The sequence below is a fragment of the Ensifer sp. GW823-FHT05D09 genome (assembly GCF_058795755.1).
In genome coordinates this window covers 22278-40720 of sequence record NZ_JBXAIA010000007.1, presented here as the reverse complement: position 1 = coordinate 40720, position 18443 = coordinate 22278, and the positions used below count along the sequence as shown (strand labels likewise).

Genomic DNA, 18443 nt, shown 5'->3' with positions numbered 1-18443 from the left:
GACGCATGATGCCCAAGCTCAGCAAAGAGACGATTTACGAGAAGATCTATGCCGGTTTCATCGGCAAGGCCATTGGCGTTCGCCTGGGCGCCCCGGTCGAACCGACGATCTGGAGCTATGAGCGCGTCCAGAAGACCTATGGCGAAGTCACCCAGTATCTGCGGGACTTCAAGAATTTCGCCGCCGACGACGACACCAACGGCCCGGTCTATTTCATTCGCGCGCTGCGTGACTACGGCCTCAAGGCGAGTGCTGCCGATGTCGGCAAGACCTGGGTGAACTATGCCGCCGAAGAGCATGGCATGTACTGGTGGGGCGGCTTTGGGGTTTCGACCGAGCACACCGCCTACCGCAACCTGCGTGCCGGCATTCCTGCGCCGCAATCCGGATCGATCGCCCAGAACGGCGCGACCGTTGCCGAGCAGATCGGCGGCCAGATCTTCATCGACAGCTGGGGCTGGGTGCATCCGGGCGAGCCGCAGAAGGCAGCCGACGCTTCGGCTCGCGCTGCGAGCGTTGCCCATGACGGCGACGGCCTGAACGGCGCGCGCTTCTGCGCCGCCGCCATCGCTGGGGCTTTCGAGGCGACCTCGATCGCCGAGGTGATCGCCGCCGCCATGGCGACCATCGACGCGAAATCCACCTATGCCCGCGTGGCGCAGGCGGTGATCGACTTCCACAAGGCCAATCCCGGCAACTGGCGCGCCTGCCGCGACATGCTGACTGCCGATTGGGGCTATGACCGTTATCCCGGAGTCTGCCACATCATCCCCAATGCCGGCGTGACCGTCATGGCGATCCTCTATGGCGAAGGCGACCTGCCGCGCACTGCCGAGATCGCCACCATGGCCGGCTGGGACACTGACTGCAACGCCGGCAATGCCGGAGCGATCGTCGGCACGTTCCAAGGGCTTCAGCCGGGTTGGGACAAATACAGAAAGCCGATCAACGACTTCATCGTTGCCTCCGGCGTCGTCGGCTCGATCAATATCGTCGACATCCCGTCCTTCGTCCGAGAACTGACGGTGCTGGCGCTTCAACTGCGTGGTGACGACGTGCCGGCTCTCTGGCTCGAAGACTTCACCCGCCGTGGCGTCCGCTTCGACTTCGACCTGCCCGGATCGACCCACGGTTTCCGCACCGAGGGCTTCAACCAGATCAGCCTCAAGGGCTCGACCGAGAAACAGGCCGAAGGTTCGCGCGGTTCGCTCGAAATCCAGCTCGACCGCCTCGAGCGCGGCCAGGGCGGACGCATCTTCTGGAAGCCGTTCTATCGCCGTTCCGATTTCGACGATGAGCGCTACCGCCCGATGTTCTCGCCGCTCGTCGATGCCGGCCAGACGGTGTCGTTCAAGCTGTGGCTCGACCCCTGGAATGGCGACGGCAACCTGCGCGTCGCCCCCTATATCCGCCGGGCCATATCCGGCGCGATCGAGGAGACCGGCGCGTGGCACGTGCCCAACCACGAGGGTTGGCAGGACTATGCGTTCACCGTGCCTGAAGGTGCCGAAGCGATCGACGAGATCGGCATCCAGGTCGAGTATTTCGGTCGGTTGAAATTCCTCGGCCGCCTGTTCCTCGCCGACTTCAAGGTCGAAGGTGCTGGCCACACGGTCATCGACCCCAAGGGCGAAGTGCAGGAATGGGGCGCAATCTCGCGCTTTACCTGGAACCGCGGTCACTGGACCCTGCAGGATGGTCGCATCCATGCGCATACCGCCAGCGATGCCGACATGTGGACGGGCCACTACTACGCTCGCGACGTCGAGGTGATTGCCGATATCAAGCCGCTTGCTGGACCTTCGCAACTGGTCACCGCCCGCGCGCAGGGCACCAGCCGGTTCTATGCCGCGGGCTTCGACGGCGACGACGTGGTCATCCTCAAGGAGGATTTCGGCACCACCGTTCTCGCGCGCGCACCGTTCAAGCGTGAGCTTGGCAAGAGCTACGGCTTCGCGTTCACCCTCAAGGGCGATGCGCTGTCCTTCGCCATCGACGGCAAGCCGTTGATCGAGGCGCGTGACGGCCAGTTCGTCTATGGCATGGCTGGGCTTCGCCTCGGCGCGCTCGGTCGCATGAGTGTCGGAACGATCGAGATTGTCGAGACTGCCTGAGCGGCCCTGATCTCGCTCGCCGGCCCTTAAAAAACGGGCCGGCGAGGAGCCGGGAACCGCGTCTGCATATCAAGTGGGAGGAGAGACCATGTCCGAGATCGAACTCAGGAATGTGGGCAAGAGCTACGGCAGCATGTCGGTGCTCGACGATATTTCGCTCGACATGGGTAGCGGCGAATTCGTCGTCCTGGTCGGCCCGTCCGGCTGCGGGAAGTCGACGCTCTTGCGCATGATCGCAGGGCTAGAGGACATCAGCGCCGGCGAGATCACAATCGGTGGCCGCATTGTCAACGACATGCCGGCCAAGGAACGCGACCTTGCCATGGTGTTCCAGAGCTATGCGCTCTATCCGCACATGAAGGTGGCCGACAATATGAGCTTCGCGCTGAAGCTCGCCGGCGTGTCGAAGAGCGAGATCAAGCGTCGCGTCGATGAAGCAGCCGACATCCTCGGGCTCGGGCATCTGCTCGAGCGGCTCCCGCGCGAACTGTCGGGCGGCCAGCGCCAGCGTGTGGCCATGGGGCGCGCCATCGTGCGCGACCCGCGCGCCTTCCTCTTCGACGAGCCGCTTTCCAACCTCGATGCAAAGCTTCGGGTGAAGATGCGCGGCGAGATCAAGAAGCTGCATCAGCGCCTGGGCAAGACGACGATCTACGTCACCCACGACCAGACGGAAGCCATGACCATGGCCGACAAGATCGTGGTTCTGAACGGCGGCAAGATCGAGCAGATGGGGCCGCCGCTGGAGCTCTACAAGAACCCGCAGAACCTGTTCGTTGCCAGCTTCATCGGCTCGCCTGAGATCAACCTCTTGCGCGGCGAGGTCGATGGCCAGATGCTGCGGCTTGCCGATGGCGCCCGGCTGCCGCTGCCCACAGGTCACGGGCTCGCTTCGGGGCGCAAGATCGTTTACGGCATCCGCCCGCAGCACATCCACCTTGCCGACAGTGGCATCGCCGCCGAGGTCGTGCTGGTCGAGCCGACCGGGGATGCGCAGGAGGTGATGCTTCGGGTCGAGACCACCGACATCACCATGGTTCTTGGCGAAAGCGCGCTTCTGCAGTCGGGCGCGAAGGTGACAATCGGCTTCGACACGGCCAATGTGCTTTTGTTCGACGACAAGACGGGCGGGCGCCTCCAATGAACGATTTCGTCAAAAAGCACTGGGATCCTGATGCCGTAGGGCCGCTTCAGGGGATCAAGGTGCTTGACCTTTCGCGTCTGGTCGCCGGCAACATGCTGTCGCTGCAGCTTGCCGATTTCGGCGCCGACGTGATCAAGATCGAGCCGCCGGCGGGCGACCCGCTGCGCGAGTGGAAGGACGAAGGCCTGTCGTTGTTCTGGAAGACCTATGGGCGCAACAAGCGCTCGGTGGTCCTCAACCTCAGGGAAACGGCCGATCGCGAGGCACTCTGGGCACTGGTCGCGAGCGCCGACGTTTTCATCGAAAATTTCCGCCCGGGAACACTGGAACAGATGGGCTTCGGCCCGGACAAGCTTCTGGTGCGCAATCCCGATCTCGTCGTCGTGCGTGTGTCCGGCTTCGGCCAGACCGGTCCCTATGCGGCATTTCCCGGCTTCGGCACTATCGTCGAAGGCATGAGCGGCTACGCCTACCGCACCGGCTTTCCCGACCGGGAGCCGGTGCTGCCGCCCTTGGCGCTCGCCGACATGATCGCCGGCGTATACGGCATGTCGGCGACGATGACCGCGCTGTTTGCGCGCGAAAAGGGCAGGGCGCGCGGACAGGTCATCGACCTGTCGCTGCTGGAGCCGATCTTCTCGGTTCTCGGCCCAGAGGCCGCGATCTATGCGCTCAACGGCACCGTCAAGGAGCGCATCGGCAGCGCCTCGAACACCGCCTGCCCGCGCAACGTCTATCAATGCGCCGACGGCAAGTACGTCGCGCTGTCAGGCTCGACACCGGCCGTCGCCCGACGGATCTTCGAGATCATCGGCCGCGCCGACATGAACGAGGATCCGCGGTTTCGTTCCAACAGCGAGCGCCTCAAGCATCGCGATCTGGTCGATGAGGCGATCGGCGCCTGGTTTGCCGTTCGCTCTCACGACGAGGCACTTGCTGTCATGCGAGACAGCGGCGCAACGGTCGGACCGATCTACAACATTGCCGACGCGACCGAGGACGCGCATTTTTCCGAGCGCGAGGTGATCGTATCGCTCGACGATGCGGAGCACGGGCCGCTGCCCATGCACAACATCGTGCCGCGACTGTCCGAAACGCCGGGGCGCTTCCGGCGTCCGGCACCCGCGCTCGGGGAACACACGGCCGAGGTGCTGGCGGAGGTCGGGCTCTCCGCTGCGACGGTCGCTGCCATCACGGATGCCGGCCGTTAAGCCTCGCGACACCGAAACCGCGTGACGAAGACGTGAAGGAAGCCGGGTGGCAAGGCCGCACTTTACGCCCGGCGGCCTCGCCGGCCCCGGCAGGCTGCCACCAGCCCATGTCGACATGCACAGCGTCACGCATTCCGGCCAGTGTCAGCCGAAGAACAAGGCGCGCATGCGGGCCAGCAGGCCGCTGCGTTCGCCGTTCAGAATCGACCGGACGAGCCCGGCTGCCGTCGCGGCATGCACCGTTGCACCGAAGTGGCAGTAGCAGATCACGCCGTGAAGCTGCCAGTCGCGTAGCCCGAAGAACCGGAGCGCCTCGCCGTAGGTATCGTCTTCCAGGCCGGCGGCTCGCAGCATCGGGTCGTTGAACGCCACGGAAATTGGCGAACCGTCGCTGCGCAAGGTATCGCGCACGGCGGCCGACTGGTGCTCGGTTTCATAGAGCGTCGCCAGATGGCGGGTCGGGCTCTGCTCGAGAAGCTCCGCCCAGCGTTCCAGGCGCTCGCTGTGGGACATGTTCAGCGGACGGACGTCCGGTTCGATCTGCGCGAAGACCTGCAATTGCTCGCGTGTATGGTGCTTCATTGTCGCCTCCATTTAGACGATAGATGCGCTGCGCCAACCCTTTTCCCTGGCGTGAGCGTGACTCTTGTCGGGCCTGAAGTCCAATCACGATGACGCCCCCCTGATCCGCCTTCGAGATGATGCGGCGACGTTGCGTCCACAGGCAACATGCCTGACCTTTGGGGAGGACCCAGATTTCGCCATCTTGTGGGATCACGCCGACTGCCTGTTGCAAGGGAGGCATCCATGAAGACGAAGGCGCGCGACCGCGAACTCATCAACGCGATGAGACGATATTTCGTGGCAAAGGCCGAGCTGTCCGCGCTGCGGGCGGCACTCGAACAGGCCAGGCGTGCCACAGGTGAAGACATCGGCGGTTTCTACGATCCGCGGACCAATGTCGCCCACGCCGATCAGATCCGGCGATCGCATGCCCTCAACGCCGAGATGCGTTTGCTGATGGATCGGGCCGCAGCCTGGGGTCGCCTGGAGGTTGTCGAGCTGGAGAAAGGTCATACGCCAGAAGAGCCGGAAACCGCGTTGCCGCCAGCCGGCGATCCGGCCGGGTCCTCCACCGCATAACTGCGGCGATCCGGCTCACACGACAGTCACTGTCCCAACGAAGCGCACCCCGGCCGCATGGACGATATGCAGGGGCAGATCAACGCCAGCTGCGCGGGCTTTCATCCGCAATCGCCGAAGTGCGGCGTCGAGGCGGCGGCTCTCCGGGTCGGAATGGGTGTGGCCGAGGAGGGTGTCGATAGCCCCGCGCGAAACGGTCGCGCCGCCGGCGCCGGCAAGTTGTTCCATCAACATGGCTTCCCGTCCTGAAAGCTGGATCGACTCACCAGTCGGCGCGATCAGCCGGCGTTGCTGCAGCTCCAAAAGCCAGGGCTGCTGCGTCGTCGCCGAGGGGCCATCGCTGCTTGCGGCATTGGCTGACGGTGACGCACTGGCCCGGATGCGGCGTGCAAGGTTGCCGATGGCGAGCGCCAGTTCCTCGCCATCCACCGGCTTGGTCAGATAGAGGTCGGCCCCTTGCTCATACCCGTTTATGCGATCCTCGCGATTGGCGCGCGCGGTCAACATGATCACCCCCATGCGTTTGCCTGAGGAGGCTGTGCGCGCGAGTTCGAAACCGCTGACGTCGGGCAGGTTGACATCAAGGATCGCCACGTCGAAATCATTGCGGATCAGAGCGGTGTAGAAACCGATGCCCGATGCGACATCCGTGACATCGATCGCTTGCAGCCTCAAGTAGTCGGCAATGCCGTGCCGCAGATCGTGGTCGTCCTCGACCAGGAGGACGCGGATAGCCGTCGCGCGCTGATCCTGCACGTTTGCAGCTTGTGAAAAAATGGCTTTTGTCGTCATAAGCGTGCGCGAAACATTCCGGAATAAAATATGATACCGACCTACGGCGGTGTGCCTGTCGTCATGCAATATGAAGCTGTCGTGAAGCATGCCGTACGGCAGGTGGCCGAATGGATCGGTAAGCGTGGTGTCGGCGTTTTCTTTTCCGTCGTCTACGTATTGCTGACCACGCCGGCCGCTGCAAACGACATTTTGTCGTGGCCGACAACGACAATGGACAGGCTGCCTGCGCTGGAGCGCAAGCTGGCGATTCTGGTTGATCCCTCCTGGTCGCTTTCGCTCGCCGACGTGATCGCAAAGGAAAAGCAGGCGGAGTTCACGCCCGTTGAAGGCCGTAGCGTAAACCTTGGCTACAGCAGAAACGCCACCTGGCTCCGGTTGGAGGTCGATGCGGCCGAGGATGGCGCAGCCCTCCTGTCGCTTGCGCCGAATTTTATCGATTTCATCGATGTCTACGTGGGCGGCCAGCGCTCGGCCCTTACAGCAGGGGACTTCACCCACTACGCGCTCGGCGACCATCGCCCGCTCCCCGCCGACGGCCTTTCCGGGCTGCAGAACGTCGTGCCGCTGAGCCTGTCGAAGGGTGAGGTTACGCTCGTCTTCATTCGTGTCGCCAATGCCAACTCGTCGACCCATCTCAACATGCGGATCTATCCGGCTGGTGACCACACCATGCGCGTGTCTACTGCCAGCATGACTTCGGGTCTCTGGTTTGGCGGCATGGGGGTGTTGCTCGTCATCCAGCTGGTGTTTTTCTATTTCGACCGCAAATGGCAGTATCCGCTTCTGGCTTTGAGCACTTTGGGCATCATGCTCGTCTATACCGGCAATCTCGGGCTCAGCCGGTTCCTGCTGTTTCCCGGGGATGGTGCTGCAAACGACATGTTCATGGGCATTTCAGCATGGTTCGGTCTTTTCGCGAGTGCTCTTGCCTATTCGAGCATCCTCGAGCTGCCGCGCCTGGCGCCCAGGCTGCACCGGCTCCACCAGCTGAGCGCGGTCGTCGGGCTTATCGGCATAGGTTTCGCGATCTTCAAGGCCAACATCGTGTTCGGTCCGATCGGCAACAATTTCGCGTTGCTGATGGGGGTGGTCAATGTGGTGCAGGGGCTGCGCACGGCCAACGTGGATGGAGCCGCGAGCCGTCTGCGCGCTGCCGCATTCTGCGCCATTTGGATCGGCTCGGTGCTGTCTTTGTTGCAGCGGCAGGGCTATGCCTGGATGCCGAACATGTTCTGGCACGCCTATGCGATCAGCGGCCTCGTCCATGCGATCCTTTTGACAGGCGCCCTTGCCGTCAGACTGCGCGCCGCCGAAGCGTTGAACAGCGACATGCGTGAACAGGCGCTCGTTGCCGCCCAGAACGCGGAGCGGACCGCGAGCGCCTTGGTGGTGGAGAAGACGCGTGAGCTGGTATCGGCCAGACAGGTCGCCGAAGATGCGCTGCAGGCCGAGCTGCGTTCGCAGCAGCAGCAGGTCCGCTTCATGGAAGTGATCTCGCACCAGTACCGCACGCCCTTGGCTGCCATTCGTTCCAACGTGGATAGCATCGCAATCAGCCTGCCCAAGGGTGATGAACGCAACCAGAGCAGGGTCAAACGCATCGAGCGTGCCATCGTGCGCCTGGTCGAAATTTTGGAGGTCAATCTGGCGCGCAGCCGACTGCAAGGTCCATCCTTCCAGCCGCAGCTGGCCCTGGCCGCGCCGGGGGACATTGTCGCTTCGGCGGCTGCCCGCGCTCGGGATCTGATGCCGGGCGCGGATATCTCAGTAGACGTGGACCCTTCAGCGCTGAGCCGCCGCACACAGGCTGACGCCGGCATGCTTGAGCTCGCCGTCGTCAACCTGCTCGAGAACGCTGTCAAATTCTCCCAGCGGGACGGGGCGGCGCCGGTTGTTCTTGCTCTCGCGCACAGGGATGGAGCGGTGTCGATCTCCGTGAGCGACAAGGGTATCGGAATTCCACCTGGCGAGCTGGACGACGTTGTGACCCACGGGGTGCGCGGATCGAATGCGAGCAACATCGAAGGTTCCGGAATGGGGCTGTCCTTGGTGTCCCGCATCGCGGTAGCGCATGGCGGATCGGTGTCGATCGCCAGTGAGTTGGGGATGGGAACGACGGTGGAGATCCTTTTGCCGGCAGCTTTGGGGACGGGCAGGAACCCGACGACTGCGGGCGATCTCGCAACCGCGCAGTGAGCGCTGCGCCCTCGTCGGAACGTGCAGCCGAGGGATGCCAGTGAACTGCGCTGGTACGCCGTCGAGACGGTGAGAGAGCGGCTCTCTTCAGTCGCCAAATGACGGCTGCGAACACGCGGCGGCAGTCATGCCGCCGGAGCCGCGATGCTTAATTATCCTTTAAAATCATAATCTAAACGGTCTGTCGCCACACGGCCTTCGCAAAGCTGACATGGTGATGCAGGCGCGCAACGGTTTTCGTTCCATTTCGTTGCAAATCGTTCCATCTCGTTCCTGTCGCAGCTTTCGGCCGCCCAGTAGGTTGCCCACCGCATGGGTGGACGGATCGGCCGGATGGCAAGCTGGTCGTGTCTGACCCGAAGTCTAATCATGAGTATCGGGGGCACAAGAATATGACAGCAACGGCACAGCAGGACGTGCTCGGGAAACGCCGCGCGGCGCGGCAGGGCACTGCTTCCTTGCGCGCGCGTCTGCGGGTCGGCACGGCCCTCGCCGGCATGGCGATCCCGCTTGGGCTCCCCGGCCTGGCGCTTTCGGCCGACGAGTGTGGAGCCCCGATTGGAGGCGTCGTCACCTGCAATGCCGCAGGAAGCCCCTATGCCGGCGGAATCCTTTACAATGTCGGTGCTCAGGACCTGACCTTTACCTTGTCCGCAGACGCAGAAGTGCGCAAGATCACGATGGGGACCGGTGTCGTCGATATCTCCGCTGCCGGCAACAACTTGCTGCTCAATCTGGAGGGACGCGTCATCGCCGAGGGCGCTGGTGGCGTGGGTGTTCGGGTCGACTCCGATGCGGCCTCGGCCACCGTGAAGGTGAACAGCATCGTGTCTGGCAGTGCCGGCCTTCACGTCTTCAGCGGCTTCGGTTCGGCATTCATCAACGTCGGCTCCATCGAGAGCGCGACAACCGGGCTGAACGCGTTGAACTACGACGGGCCGATGACCATCGACGCCCATTCGATCTCGACGACCGACAACAATGCCTTGGGGATCGACGCTTACAGCGCCGCGACTGGAACGCTGACGATCAACAGCAACGGGCTCATCTCCACTCGTGGCGATTTCAGCACCGGCATCCTCGCCTCGACCAGCGGCAGCGTCTTCATCGACGTCAACGCTGTGGCGACCCAGGGACAATCCAGCAATGGCATCACCGCCGCCATTGACGGCACCGGTTTGATTGACATCAAGGCCGCTTCGGTATCGACCAAGGGCGTCGACAGCCACGCTGTTAGCGCACAGGCGAACTCTGCCGGTGGCCGGGTTGCGATCAACGTCGCTTCGGCGACGACGCAAGGCGATGCAAGTTCCGGCGTTCAAGCCACGACGCGCGACGGCAGTATCGATATCACCAGCGGCGGCGTATCGACCGCAGGCAATACCGCGGCCGCCGTCAAGGCAACATCCGACACGGGCGCGATCACCGTCAACAATACCGGCGTGATTTCCACCCAGGGCACTGCGAGCCACGGCGTTACGGGATACTCGGCGGGTGGTAGCGTTTCGGTGACGAACAGCGGTTCAGTCACGACTGCCGGCGACGGTTCAATCGGTCTCGCCGCCGAGAGCATTGACAAAAACGTCTCTATCAACAATTCGGGAAGCGTAGCGACTGCCGGCGACAATGCACAAGCGGTTTACGCCGCGAGCGACAAGGGTGACGTCACCGTCACCAACAGCGGTACGGTTTCGGCGACAGGCGAACGTCTTGCCGGCCTCTATGCCACCTCGAAGTCCGGCAACGTCACCGTGATCAGCACGGGCAGCGCCAGCGCGTCGGGTGATTTCAGCAGCGGCGTTTTGGCCGAAAGTGTCGGAGGAAACGTCTTCATCGACGTCGCTTCGGCTTCCGGTGCCGGTTTCCACAGTCGCGCCGTGTCTGGCTATTCCTCCACAGGAGACGTCACCGCTAAGATCGGCTCGGCTTCGACGACTGGCGAGGCCTATGTGATCGACCTGCGGAGCCAATACGGGAACCTGAGCTTGCTCGCAGGCGATCTGGATTCGCGAGGCGACGGCGCCTACGGCGTGTTTGCAGGCTCCGATTCCGGCCGCATCGACCTGAAGGTCAACTCCATCACGACCAAGGGGGAAGACGCCAACGGCATCGAAGCCAGTTCGCTCACCGGCCCAATAGCCATCGACGTCAGTGGCCAGATCACCACCTCCGGCGAAGGCGCCGACGGCATCAGTGCCAGTTCCGATACCGGTACCGTAACCATTGACGCGCGCGGTGCCATCACCACTTCGGCAGAGGATGGGGACGGTGTCAACGTCAGCAGTGGCGGTGACGTGACGATCAGAACGATGGCGATCAACACCGCCGGCTGGGGAAGTGACGGCATCCTTGCCGAAACCGACATGGGAAAGCTGACTATCGTCAGCAAGGGCACGATCACGACGACCGGTGACCGTAGCGAGGGTATCGACGTCTCCAGTGGCAGCGGCGCTATCGACGTGACCGCCGGCTCTCTCGTTACCAAAGGCGAAGGCAGCACCGGCATCGAGGCCGAGAGTGTGGCCGGCGCCGTACACATCGCCAGCAGTGGCACGATCGCAACCGAGGGCCAAAACAGCCTTGGCGTCGAAGCCTTCGGTGCGGCCGGCAGTTCGGTCGAGGTCAATTCGGTATCGACCGCAGGCAACAACGCCACCGCCATTCTGGCAAGCGCCGACACCGGGGACGTTTCGGTCAAGGTGCTCGATGTCCGCGCCTCGGGCGCGCTTAGCGACGGGATCGTGGCGCGCAGCAACCGCGGCTCGGTGAATGTCACGGCGCGCGATAGCAGATCTGCTACTGGCGCAGCCATTCGCGCCACGAGCACCACGGGCACAGCCACGGTCGCGGTCGCAGGCACGGTTCGCTCGACCGGTAGCGACGCCATTGTCGTTGAAGGCGGCGCCGGCGCGAACATCACCATTGCGGCCAATAGCCAGGTCACCGGCGCCTCAAGCGCCATCGTCGCCAGCGGTGCAAACGTGGCGATAACCAACTTTGGTGCACTCAATGCCGGTGCCGCGCCGACGATCATTGCTACGCAAGGTCCGGTTTCGCTGGCGAATATCGGGACTTTCGCCGGTGCCGTGCGCTTCGGTGCGGGCGACGACCTCGTCACCAACAGCGGTCAATTCGCGCTCTCGGGCATCAGCGACTTCGCTGCCGGCACGGACCGGTTTGTCAATGCCGGTGTCGTCAGTTTGCTGAGCAACGCAACCCTGTCAGGTCTCGAGCGATTCGAGAATGCCGGTCTCGTCACCCTCGCCAACAACCGCGCCGGCGATGTCCTGGCGCTTTCGGGTGACTATGTCGGCACAAACGGGCGGCTGGCGCTTGATATCGACGGGACCTCCGGCAGCATGGTCTATGACCAGCTGGTGGTCGGCGGGGCAGCCTCGGGCACGACTTCGATCGCGCTCAACTATCTGGGCGGTGGTGCCTTGATGCCAGGCAACATGCTGAAGCTGGTCGACGCGGCAGGCGGCTCGGCCGCCGATGCCGTCACACTCGCGCCTGAAACCGCGAATGTGGGCTTTTCGCGCTACGGCTTGCGCTACGACGCGGTGGGCGACGATTTCTTCATCGTGGCGACTGAAGGCACCGCGCTGTTCCAGACGCTCAAGATCAACGAGGGGGCGCAGGCACTGTGGCGCCAGTCGGCCGACGCCTGGTCAGCCCATGTTGCCGGCCTGCGCGATCCGGCCCGGGATGCGTCGACGTCCGAGCGGATCTGGGTCCAGGTCTACGGCGTTGCCGATGCGCGCGACCAGGCCTTCGTCAGCGGCAGTGAAGGGACAATCCAAAACGTCGAACTTTCCTACCGCCAGCAGCACGCCGGCGGGCAGTTCGGCGTCGATCTCGGCGCAATCGGCAACACCGGCGTAACCTATGGCTTGACCGGCGGTTACATCGACTCGACGCTGAAATTCGCCGGGACGGCCGATAGCACCGACTATCAGGGCTACAACATTGGCGCCTATGCCGGCGGGCAATGGGGCAACTACTTCGTCAACGCTTTGGCGAAATATGACCTCTACAGGGTCAAGATCGATAGCGTGACGGCAGGCTATGCCGACACGCTCGACGGCCACGCTTACGGCCTGCAGGTCGAAGCGGGCGCCCGGTTCGGTGATGCGGACCTCTTCATCGAGCCGGTCGTGGGCCTTGCCTACACCCGCACTGACCTCGACACGATCGAGGCCCTGGGCGCGGCGGTCGACTTCGACACACTGGACGGCCTGCGTGCCAAGGTCGGCGCGCGTGTCGGTGGGTCTGCGCCAGTTGCCGATGGTCTCGCCACCTTCTACCTGGGTGCGCATCTGGTGAACGAATTCGCAGGCGAAGACGGCGTGCGCCTCAACGCCGGCGGATCGTCGACCGCCCTGGTCAACGATCCGATTGGCGCCTACGGCCAGTTCCAGATGGGTGTCAGCCTGGTTTCGCAGACGGGCCTTGTCGGTTTCATCGAAGGCACTGCCGATACCAGCAGCGACTATCAGAACTATGGCGGCCGTATCGGGGTCCGCATGGCGTTCTAGGTTCCGGTGCTGACTGAGCCCCCAATTCCGGGGCCCTCGCCATGCGGGGGCTCCGCTTCATGGCCGAAGCATCGACCGGACCAGCGTCGGTCCGGTGTCTTCTCGTGCTGACTGCAGCGCCATTGCAGCTAAGCTTCGTGCTTGGCGGCAATGGCGCCTTTTGCTGGTGGTCGAGAAAAGGCCAAGACGGTTGGCGGCTACCGGCGATCCGCGAAAACAACGCGAAAGGATAGGGATGCTGCGGTCGTTCGGCCCTTGGCTGTAGGTCATTTTTGGTCATTTCGCTGCAAATTGGAACAAAGCTTCAAACGGCGCATGGAAGTTCTGCCGGCTGAGCACCGAGCGGTGTCGGGACGCTATGACAACCTCTGCTTTGCCTCGCGTGAGTTCCCGGTTGAATTCTGCGCGCTATTACGACAAACTCCGTCTCGCAATCGTTTGTCCACACGCTCCCTAGATGACAGGCCGAGAGGCTTACACACTGCCGTTGGGTCTTCTTTTGGCGCAGGGGTGCTGATCAATATTGGCGGAACGGCCCTAAGGTACAAATGACCTTCTTTCTGCAAACCTTTGGTGGCTTGAAGCTCGTCGACTCAGAGGGGCGGCAAGTTGCCTACCCCGAAAAAGGTTTGTTGCTTCTGGCCTATCTGCTGACGATCAGGGAAGGGGCCGAGCATCGCGCCGCCATGGCCGCATTCCTGTGGGGCGACGAGGACAACGCCGTGTCCCTCGTCAACATGCGCAAGATGATATCCAGGATAAAGCTCCGCCAAGACGAACTCGGTGCACAGCTCCTCTCCTTTTCCAGCAATATGATCCACGTCGAACGGCTGGCGGTGTCGTCGGACATGGTCTGGGTTGCCGATGAGGATGAGGCGGACCCCTTGCGTCAGTTGCGCAATCTCGCGACGCTGATGCATCGTTCGTTCCTGGGGCCTGTCGGCTGCCAGAGCCGTGACTTCTACGGATGGTTTGCCGAGCAGAAAGACCGTCAGAATACCCTTCTCAAAGCGCTGCTGAAGAGGGTGTCGCGTCTGGCGCGCTCGGACGAAGACGCCGAAATTCTCAAGGATGCGGGGATACTGCTCATCGGAGCGGAGCGCGCCGATCCGGACACTCTGCAGCTGCTTGTCGAAGTCTTCAACGCCGAAGAAGAGGTCGACCAGCTCCGCAAAATTCTCGAGAAGCGGAGCAACGCGCTGGCGCGCGGTGCTGATCTGGTCAACGCCACGGCGAACCGGGATGCCAGGCAAACAGCTGCGAGCGCACAGGCCCATCCCTCGCTCGTCAGCATATCAGAGCAACGCCCTCGTGTTGAACCTGACGACATGCGCCGGCACGCGGTACCTCGTTTGGTGCTATTGCCTCCAAGCGATCATATCGGGCGCCCGGACAGCCGCTTCATCGCGAACGCCTTGATCGAGGACATCACGATCGGGTTTTGCGCGTTCAACAGTCTTCAGGTCATCGCCCACCATTCCGCCGTCCAGATCGGACATCAGCTCGAAGACCAGGCGGATTTCTTTCAACGCCACGCTCTCAATTACATCCTCGATAGCCGGATCAGCAATCAGACAAGCGAAGGAACGTTGTTCGTTCAGCTTGTCTTTTTCCCCGACAACGAGGTCGTGTGGGCGGAACGGTTCAGCCTGAGCCAACCTGACCTCGTCGCTGCCCGCCGCGTGATCGCACGAAACATCGCGCTTTCGGTTTCAAGCGAGATCGAACGGCACGAGGCGACACGGCTTTACAGGGAACTGAACCCGGCGGCGTACCACAGTTATCTCGTGGGAAGACGGCATTTGAACCGGCTCACGCTGCCCGACCTTCGGCGTGCGCGCAAGGAAATGAAGACGGCGCTGCACGCGAGCACCGATTTTGCTCCGGCGCTGAGTTCGATCGCCAGAACCTATTCCAAGGAATGGCTGCTGACCGCACGGGGCGATATCGAGCTGCTGAAATCCGCCGAGGGGTTTGCGGTGCGCGCAATCGATGCGCGCCGGAACATGGCCGATGGCTACCGAGAGCTTGGCGTTGCCAAGCTTTTGCAGGGCGCATTCGATGAAAGCGCCGAGGCGATGGAACTGGCCGAGACGCTGGGGCCGCACTACGCCGATATCATTGCCGATCATGCGGATACGCTGGTCCATTGTTCTCTTCCCGGCAAGGCGTTGCAGAAGATCGAACGGGCGATCGAGCTCAATCCCTTGAGCCCGGACTCCTATCTCTGGACCGCCGCGGGCGCAAACTACGCGCTGAGCCAATTCGAGACCTCGCTGGACTATATCGGCCGTATGGCCGATCCGAGCCTGGCCGACAGGCTCTCGGCTGCGAACTGGGCGATGTTGGACCAGAAGGACAAGGCGCGTGTCTTTGTTCGCCGCGTGCGCGAAGCCAACCCCAACTTCGATCTGGAAACGTGGCTCGCGGCTGTTCCGAGCAAGGAACAATGGCACAGGGACCTCTATCGAGACGGCTTGAAGAGGGCGGGATTTTAACCGGAGCAATCCATCGTGAGAGGGGAAGTGAATGACTAAAGTTGTTGTGATCGGTATCGAGGGTGAAAAGGGGCTTTGGGTGGTCGATCTGGACGCTCGCAGTGTCGAGCCTCTCGAAACGCCGAAGTCAGGCGGACTGAAGACCGTCGCAGATCTGCGTGCAACGGGGGTGAGCGTGATCAAGGGTGCGGATGTGGCGCTGGTGGTCAAATCGGCTGCCGCGGCGTCGTCGGGCCACTACGAGGGGTAAGCGCTGGCGTGTGGAAGCAGGGCTCGCTCGCTGCCGACGCAATGCGAACGGTGGCGACGGCTTCCTCGGTTTTGTGGCGTCGTCGCCTCTCAGGGGCTGTTGCCTGATCCTCGAATGGGATCGGGGTGGCGGGGAACCTTTCGACCGGGTTTGAGGTGTTCCTGCGCTGCGCGTAACGCATGGCGCAGGACCATTGTTGCGCGACCCGTCGTTGTCAGGCGGCCATCGGTGCTGGCGCGGCCCGCGCAAGCCTTTCGCGCTATCCAAAGGACTTCGAGTAGACCCTCAGCTTCGCAACCTGTTTGTAGTCGCTGGCCTTGTAGTATTCCGCAGCGGCTCCCTGGCTTTGCGACAGGAGCCAAGCACTTGAAAAACCGGCGTTGTGAGCTTCTGCTTCAAGCAGTTTAAGCAGCCGTTTTCCAATGCCCCTGCCTTGATGAGATGGAAGGACGGCGATCTCGGGTATGTATAGGCCCCTGCCGGAAGCGGATGTGTGCGGGAGGCCGATGGCAAACCCGAGCAATTGTCCGGCCTCAAGGGCGCCGACCCCTATCCAGCCCGGTGTGGTCGACAATTCGCCCATGCGTGCCGTCGCCCCCTCCAGCGACCACTCTTCATTCCAAGGCGGCTCCACATAAGCCTGCACGATAATCGTCGCTGCCTGTGACGCCTGGCCCTCATTAATGCGCTGAAAGATGACCGGCATCCAAGCTCCGCTTTGCCTGTATTTCCTCAAATCGGCATTGATCCGAGGAGAAGATTGTAATGCGCTGCTGCCACAGAAGCGCCGATTGTTGAGTATTCGAATCCTCGGAGATTAACAACTCTACGGTATTGTTGGTTTCATTTAAAACGTACAAATTGAAAATTGAGTGGTGTCGGCGATGGCCGGTTTCGAGTACGGCGCCAAGGCATCCGCTCTTCCGATCCGGGTGTCTCGTCACGTCATGCGATATCTTTCAGCGACCGAAGATAGCTCGGGATCGTTCGCTGAAAGACCGCGCTAACGGTCTCTTTTCCTTCGAGCAGGCAGAGAAGTCCGCCGCCCTCGATCAATGCCAGGCACTGGTCGGCAACGACCTCCGGCAACAGGCAAGAGCGCAGTCGCCCCGCCTCCTGATCTTGCCGCACGGCGGCGGCAATCTCAGCGCGGGCCGTTGCGATCTGCTGCGTTATCACGGACTTCACCTTTGGCAAGATCGAGAAGATGAAGCGATAATAGGCGTTTACATCGGGTGTGACGGTGGCGATTTCCGCAATGAGGCGCTCGTAGCCGGCGCACAGCTCATTGATCACATGCTCAAGGTTGGCCTCGCCTCCGGGCTGGGCCGCAGTCTCTGCCGGTTCAAAAAAGCGAACAAAGAAATACTCGATCGCGGCGTCGTGCAGCGCGTCCTTGTCCTTGAAGTGGTGATAGACGGCACCCTTCGACAGGTCGGATGCTTCGACCAGATCCGACATGCTGGTATTCTCGTATCCACGTTCCAGAAACAGCCGGAATGCGCACTCGATGATGGAGGTCTTGGTGTCTTTCACGATGTCTCCTCAATGGGTCGGAACTTGGCCTCGGCGTAAGTCCGCCGATATCGACCGGGGCCAACCTGTTGAAACCGCCCTGCAGATCCGCAACGACATTGCCCCCTAGCCTTTGTCGAGCGCCGTGCCGGGCGAACGCGGTTGGTATCCGGATCGCTCGACCGCGCCCTGATGCCAGCTTGTCGAGATCTCGAATGAAGACGCCATCGATCAGGTCCGTCCTTCTGGCGCGCAGGCCGCTTGGGAACAGGAATAGTGATCCACTGCAAAGCTGAAGAGCACCTTCAGCATGAACAGGGCGAAAGCGATCGACATGAAGGGGGACACGCCGGGGTATAGCGCAAGCCAGCTCAGGCCCGCGGCCAGCAGAGACCCACCGGCAAACGTCTGTAGCGGGTTTGATTTCAACACGTTGACGACAACGGCACCGGCGATCGTGTAGCCCCACACGACCAACGAGGCCGCGAAGTCGGTGCCCAGCAGAAGGGCGACGATGATCACGTGGACATGGATTGCGATGAAGATCCACCGGTTGCGCGGCCGAGCGGCGTAAAAGTCGTTCGTGGATCGCGTGAAGTTCGCGACGCAACCGGCAGCGATATCGAGCACGAGGATCAGCGCCAACGCGCTTCTCCACAGCGGCACCGACGCCAGAAAATCCGGAAATCTGGTGGCGAGGGCGACAGGCAGAGCGATGCCGAACGAGATTGTCGCGGCCAGTTCCGGCAGGGTTTGCTGCAACCCGAAGACATCGTGGAGGTGGCGATGCACGGCAATGGGCTTCAACAGGTATCTCCATCACAAACCGAACGGTCGGTTTGTCTCATGCTGCATGTCTTCCGTCAATGTCTGTCAGCGTGACGGCGAAGAGCCTCTCTCCGAAAGAGGTACGGCGTGGGGAGCGATGCGGGAGGACGCGCGCTCACGGTTCGCGCCGGGTCGCCCCGTGACTTCGGAAGGCGCGTTGCGAACGCAGGACCGCCGGGACGCCGGCCTCAGCTGCCGATCAAGGGGGTCG

General features: G+C 62.4%; 13 protein-coding genes. 8 read left to right on the top strand and 5 right to left on the bottom strand.

Going from position 1 to position 18443, the window contains the following annotated elements; all coding sequences use genetic code 11:
• Positions 1-5 precede the first annotated feature (5 nt).
• From AC1Q80_RS19715 to AC1Q80_RS19705, 3 genes are all read left to right on the top strand, one after another.
• On the top strand, positions 6-2114 hold the full coding sequence (locus tag AC1Q80_RS19715) for an ADP-ribosylglycohydrolase family protein (protein WP_492361536.1): 2109 nt from the start codon (positions 6-8) through the stop codon (positions 2112-2114).
• A gap of 88 nt (positions 2115-2202) precedes the next feature.
• On the top strand, positions 2203-3258 hold the full coding sequence (locus tag AC1Q80_RS19710; RefSeq protein ID WP_492361535.1) for an ABC transporter ATP-binding protein: 1056 nt from the start codon (positions 2203-2205) through the stop codon (positions 3256-3258).
• Positions 3255-4469, top strand: a complete 1215-nt coding sequence (locus AC1Q80_RS19705; protein WP_492361534.1) for a CaiB/BaiF CoA transferase family protein — start codon at positions 3255-3257, stop codon at positions 4467-4469. The genes AC1Q80_RS19710 and AC1Q80_RS19705 overlap by 4 nt, the downstream gene beginning before the upstream one ends.
• Before the next feature lie 144 nt (positions 4470-4613).
• Here AC1Q80_RS19705 and AC1Q80_RS19700 read toward each other — a convergent pair whose 3' ends face one another.
• Positions 4614-5051, bottom strand: coding sequence for a hypothetical protein (locus tag AC1Q80_RS19700; protein WP_173421181.1), 438 nt, complete (start codon positions 5049-5051; stop codon positions 4614-4616).
• A 225-nt stretch (positions 5052-5276) separates the two neighbouring features.
• On the opposite strand from AC1Q80_RS19700, the gene AC1Q80_RS19695 reads away from it, so the two are divergent.
• Complete coding sequence (locus AC1Q80_RS19695; protein WP_492361533.1) at positions 5277-5612, top strand: hypothetical protein; 336 nt, start codon at positions 5277-5279, stop codon at positions 5610-5612.
• 15 nt (positions 5613-5627) lie between these two features.
• On the opposite strand, the gene AC1Q80_RS19690 is transcribed toward AC1Q80_RS19695, so the two are convergent.
• Positions 5628-6494: a response regulator transcription factor gene (locus AC1Q80_RS19690; protein WP_492361532.1), complete on the bottom strand. Its 867-nt coding sequence runs from the start codon at positions 6492-6494 to the stop codon at positions 5628-5630.
• On the opposite strand from AC1Q80_RS19690, the gene AC1Q80_RS19685 reads away from it, so the two are divergent.
• The 4 genes from AC1Q80_RS19685 (at position 6486) to AC1Q80_RS19670 (ending at position 15889) form a co-directional block, all read left to right on the top strand.
• Positions 6486-8603 carry a sensor histidine kinase gene (locus tag AC1Q80_RS19685; RefSeq protein WP_492361531.1) on the top strand — a complete coding sequence of 706 codons (2118 nt, stop codon included), beginning with the start codon at positions 6486-6488 and terminating at the stop codon, positions 8601-8603. The two genes, AC1Q80_RS19690 and AC1Q80_RS19685, sit on opposite strands and share 9 nt — an antisense overlap.
• A gap of 392 nt (positions 8604-8995) precedes the next feature.
• Positions 8996-13141, top strand: coding sequence for a beta strand repeat-containing protein (locus tag AC1Q80_RS19680; protein ID WP_492361530.1), 4146 nt, complete (start codon positions 8996-8998; stop codon positions 13139-13141).
• A 548-nt stretch (positions 13142-13689) separates the two neighbouring features.
• Complete coding sequence (locus AC1Q80_RS19675; RefSeq protein WP_492361529.1) at positions 13690-15639, top strand: hypothetical protein; 1950 nt, start codon at positions 13690-13692, stop codon at positions 15637-15639.
• A gap of 31 nt (positions 15640-15670) precedes the next feature.
• The gene (locus AC1Q80_RS19670; RefSeq protein ID WP_173421179.1) at positions 15671-15889 is read left to right on the top strand and encodes a hypothetical protein; all 219 of its coding nucleotides are present in this window, start codon (positions 15671-15673) and stop codon (positions 15887-15889) included.
• Positions 15890-16148: 259 nt separating this feature from the next.
• On the opposite strand, the gene AC1Q80_RS19665 is transcribed toward AC1Q80_RS19670, so the two are convergent.
• The 3 genes from AC1Q80_RS19665 to AC1Q80_RS19655 all read right to left on the bottom strand — a co-directional run bounded on the left by AC1Q80_RS19665 (position 16149) and on the right by AC1Q80_RS19655 (position 18211).
• Positions 16149-16595 (bottom strand): GNAT family N-acetyltransferase, encoded by a 447-nt coding sequence (locus AC1Q80_RS19665; protein ID WP_209788638.1) that lies wholly within the window; start codon positions 16593-16595, stop codon positions 16149-16151.
• Between the two features lie 239 nt (positions 16596-16834).
• A complete protein-coding gene (locus AC1Q80_RS19660) occupies positions 16835-17425 on the bottom strand; it encodes a TetR/AcrR family transcriptional regulator (RefSeq protein ID WP_209788634.1) in 591 nt (196 codons plus the stop codon).
• A 210-nt stretch (positions 17426-17635) separates the two neighbouring features.
• The gene (locus AC1Q80_RS19655) at positions 17636-18211 is read right to left on the bottom strand and encodes a hypothetical protein (RefSeq protein WP_209788631.1); all 576 of its coding nucleotides are present in this window, start codon (positions 18209-18211) and stop codon (positions 17636-17638) included.
• Positions 18212-18443: the final 232 nt, after the last annotated feature.

Excerpts from the sequence above, each read along its gene's own strand:
- AC1Q80_RS19690 (WP_492361532.1), bottom strand. The coding sequence starts at position 6,494 with ATGCTTCACGACAGCTTCATATTGCATGACGACAGGCACACCGCCGTA.
- AC1Q80_RS19680 (WP_492361530.1), top strand. The coding sequence starts at position 8,996 with ATGACAGCAACGGCACAGCAGGACGTGCTCGGGAAACGCCGCGCGGCG.
- AC1Q80_RS19695 (WP_492361533.1), top strand. The coding sequence starts at position 5,277 with ATGAAGACGAAGGCGCGCGACCGCGAACTCATCAACGCGATGAGACGA.
- AC1Q80_RS19665 (WP_209788638.1), bottom strand. The coding sequence starts at position 16,595 with ATGCCGGTCATCTTTCAGCGCATTAATGAGGGCCAGGCGTCACAGGCA.
- AC1Q80_RS19670 (WP_173421179.1), top strand. The coding sequence starts at position 15,671 with ATGACTAAAGTTGTTGTGATCGGTATCGAGGGTGAAAAGGGGCTTTGG.
- AC1Q80_RS19700 (WP_173421181.1), bottom strand. The coding sequence starts at position 5,051 with ATGAAGCACCATACACGCGAGCAATTGCAGGTCTTCGCGCAGATCGAA.
- AC1Q80_RS19715 (WP_492361536.1), top strand. The coding sequence starts at position 6 with ATGATGCCCAAGCTCAGCAAAGAGACGATTTACGAGAAGATCTATGCC.
- AC1Q80_RS19710 (WP_492361535.1), top strand. The coding sequence starts at position 2,203 with ATGTCCGAGATCGAACTCAGGAATGTGGGCAAGAGCTACGGCAGCATG.
- AC1Q80_RS19675 (WP_492361529.1), top strand. The coding sequence starts at position 13,690 with ATGACCTTCTTTCTGCAAACCTTTGGTGGCTTGAAGCTCGTCGACTCA.
- AC1Q80_RS19705 (WP_492361534.1), top strand. The coding sequence starts at position 3,255 with ATGAACGATTTCGTCAAAAAGCACTGGGATCCTGATGCCGTAGGGCCG.